Origin of the sequence: Xanthovirga aplysinae (assembly GCF_009711365.1) — a bacterium.
In the GTDB taxonomy this organism is placed as follows: domain Bacteria; phylum Bacteroidota; class Bacteroidia; order Cytophagales; family Cyclobacteriaceae; genus Xanthovirga; species Xanthovirga aplysinae.
In genome coordinates this window covers 1-3035 of the sequence record NZ_SMMB01000656.1, presented here as the reverse complement: position 1 = coordinate 3035, position 3035 = coordinate 1, and the positions used below count along the sequence as shown (strand labels likewise).

Below are 3035 nucleotides of genomic sequence, written 5' to 3'. Positions count from 1 at the left end.
CCCAATTTTTTATTCTAAATAATAATTCCCTTTATTATCTTTCAAACATTCATTTCTTAAGGGGGGTTAAAATTAATACGGCCCATTAGGCCATTTGGAAAAAAAGTATGGGAGCTTCAAAAAATGTTCTAATTACCGGGGGTACAGGCCTGGTAGGTAGTGCGCTAAGCCAACATTTGCATGCTGAAGGATATACTGTATCCCATTTAAGCAGGTCCTCCAAAAAGGGTGGCAGAATTAAAACCTTCCAATGGGATCCCGAAAGGAGATTTTTGGAAGAAGGAGCTTTAAATGATATCCAATATATTATTCATTTAGCAGGGGCTGGAGTGGCGGATCATCGCTGGACTGCGGCAAGAAAAAAAGAAATACTTGACAGCCGCTTACTTTCCAGTAAACTGTTATATGAAAAGTTGAAAGAGCTTCCCCATAATGTACAAGCAGTTGTTTCTGCTTCAGCTATTGGTTATTATGGTATGGACACGGGGGAAAATCTTGTGGATGAAGAGACGCCTGTTGGACAAGATTTTCTTGCAAAAGTTTGTGAATTATGGGAAGCTGAGGTAGATAAAATAAAGAATCTTGATTTAAGGGTGGTGAAATTTCGTCTAGGCCTTGTGTTAAGTAAGAAGGGAGGTGCCTTTCCTAAACTTAAAAAACCTGTAGCCTGGGGAGTAGGGGCTCCATTGGGTTCAGGAAAACAATTTATGAGCTGGATACATATAGATGACCTTTGTCAGTTATTTAATAAGGCCCTTGATGATAATCAAATGCAAGGTGAATTTAATGCGGTAGCTCCTGATCCTGTAACGAATCGAGAGTTTACAAAAGTACTGGCTAAAGTTATGGGCCGACCGTTAATTATGCCAGCCGTACCTTCTTTCCCGCTTCGGTTAGTGCTTGGGGAAATGGCAGAAATGTTAATAGGAGGGAATAAGGTTTCTTGCCAGAAGATTTTGGATAAAGGGTTTCGCTTTCGTTACCAGAATTTACAGGAAGCCTTAGTGAATTTGCAAAAAGATTAACCAAGGAGAACTGAGAAAAAAGATTTCTAAAGCTTATGGAATGGTAATTTTTTGAGATTTAGGAACTTATGATTTAGTGAAATGAAATCTTTAAAAAAGTCAATTTTTATGTCTTTTTTCCTTTTGATTTCATTTCGGAAAAATTTAATTTGAAAGACTCTTTTGGTTGGAATTTAAATCGATGAATATGAGTAAGGAGAATTCAAAAAATGGAAATGGAAAGCCTGGTAGGGGAATCGATGAAGACCTTAAAATTAGGAGAGCGTTCCAAAGTAAAAGCTGGAATGAGATAAAAAGCTCAGATTCTTGGGCTATTTTCAAGGTGATGTCAGAATTTGTGGAAGGCTTTGAAAAGTTGGCCAAAATAGGCCCTTGTGTATCCATATTTGGTTCGGCAAGGACTAAACCAGACCACCCCTATTATAAAATGGCTGAAGAAATTGCGGCTCGATTGGTGCGGCAAGGTTATGGTGTAATTACCGGAGGTGGCCCAGGCATAATGGAAGCGGCAAACAAAGGAGCGCATAGTGAAGAAGGAAGTTCTGTGGGTCTAAACATAGACCTGCCATTTGAGCAATTTAATAACCCCTACATCGATCCGGATAAGCTGATCAATTTTGACTACTTCTTTGTGCGAAAGGTCATGTTTGTCAAGTATGCCCAGGGCTTTATTGTCATGCCAGGGGGATTTGGAACTCTTGATGAATTGTTTGAAGCTATTACCCTCATTCAAACTCGAAAAATTGGACGGTTCCCTATCGTATTGGTGGGACGTAAATTTTGGGGAGGGTTACTCGATTGGGTTAAAACTGTTTTGTTACAAGAGGAGACCAATATCAATAAGGAAGACCTCAATTTATTTAGTCTGGTGGATACCCCAGAAGAAGCTGTTAAAGTTATTGACGATTTTTATTCCAGATACCTTCTATCACCTAATTTTTAATGAAAAACCAACCATTAATCTATCTACTACTTTTTGTTATTCTATTTCTTGGAGGTTTTATTTTTTACCAGAATTCCAATTTTTTAAAGAAAAGACAAAGTCAAGAGCCTTATTTTTCTTCTTCTTTTGAGGAGCCATTAAGTCCTGAGTACAGACAACCTTTTCAGGTTTATACTTTTGATACTCCTGATAGCCTTTCCTTTGCAGGTGAGGCAGTACCTTTGCACGAAGAAGATGTCCGAGAACGGCTTGACCGGGAAGTTCATGTGAATGCCTATTGGCATTCCAGTACCATTTTCTTGATTAAAAGAGCGAATCGTTGGCTGCCTCAAATTGAACCTATATTAAAAAAATACGGAATACCGCAGGATTTTAAGTATCTGACGGTTATTGAAAGCGGGTTGCAAAATGTGGTTTCTCCAAAAGGAGCTACCGGCTTTTGGCAATTGATGAAGGGAACAGCCAAAGATTTGGGTTTGGAGGTGAATAAAGAAGTGGATGAACGTTATAATGCTCTTAAATCTACAGAAGCAGCATGTAAATATTTACTGCAAGCATATGAAAAATTTGGAAATTGGACAGCTGTAGCGGCTTCCTACAATATGGGAATGAGGGGATTTAGCCGATCGGTAAAACAACAAAAAGTGACTTCCTATTATGATCTTTTACTGAATCACGAAACAGCTCGTTATGTTTTTCGCATTTTGGCGATTAAAGCCATACTAGAAAATCCAAAAAAATACGGTTATGATCTTCCGGATAACCAATTGTATAAACAGCCACCTTTAAAGGAAATTAAGGTAAATAAAAGCATCTCTAAGTTGGTTGACTTTTCCCTTGAGCAAGGGATCACTTATAAGGATTTGAAATTGTACAACCCCTGGTTAAGAGCAAAAAAATTGACTGTAAGTAAGAGAAGTAAAGGGTATACCCTATTGATTCCTGAAAAAAGGAGGGGGTTCAGTGATTAGGAAATATCCCAAAGGGGAACAATTATAACCATTGCATATTTAGAAAAATAAGAAATCTATGGATTTGAGTATAGGGAAGGGCTTTGAAGCTCTTTT

The 3035-nt window shown here is 38.1% G+C and carries 3 protein-coding genes; all 3 read left to right on the top strand.

All coding sequences use genetic code 11. The annotated features are described in order from the left end of the window. Window positions 1-107 precede the first annotated feature (107 nt). The 3 genes from E1171_RS03795 to E1171_RS03785 all read left to right on the top strand — a co-directional run bounded on the left by E1171_RS03795 (window position 108) and on the right by E1171_RS03785 (window position 2939). Entirely contained in the window at window positions 108-1025 is a 918-nt protein-coding gene (locus E1171_RS03795; protein ID WP_155204248.1) for a TIGR01777 family oxidoreductase, read from the top strand. A 187-nt stretch (window positions 1026-1212) separates the two neighbouring features. After that, window positions 1213-1968: a TIGR00730 family Rossman fold protein gene (locus tag E1171_RS03790; protein WP_155204246.1), complete on the top strand. Its 756-nt coding sequence runs from the start codon at window positions 1213-1215 to the stop codon at window positions 1966-1968. Beyond that, window positions 1968-2939 carry a lytic transglycosylase domain-containing protein gene (locus E1171_RS03785; RefSeq protein ID WP_155204244.1) on the top strand — a complete coding sequence of 324 codons (972 nt, stop codon included), beginning with the start codon at window positions 1968-1970 and terminating at the stop codon, window positions 2937-2939. Before E1171_RS03790 ends, E1171_RS03785 begins: the two co-directional genes overlap by 1 nt. The last annotated feature ends 96 nt before the right edge of the window (window positions 2940-3035 follow it).

Excerpts from the sequence above, each read along its gene's own strand:
- E1171_RS03790 (WP_155204246.1), top strand. The coding sequence starts at position 1,213 with ATGAGTAAGGAGAATTCAAAAAATGGAAATGGAAAGCCTGGTAGGGGA.
- E1171_RS03795 (WP_155204248.1), top strand. The coding sequence starts at position 108 with ATGGGAGCTTCAAAAAATGTTCTAATTACCGGGGGTACAGGCCTGGTA.
- E1171_RS03785 (WP_155204244.1), top strand. The coding sequence starts at position 1,968 with ATGAAAAACCAACCATTAATCTATCTACTACTTTTTGTTATTCTATTT.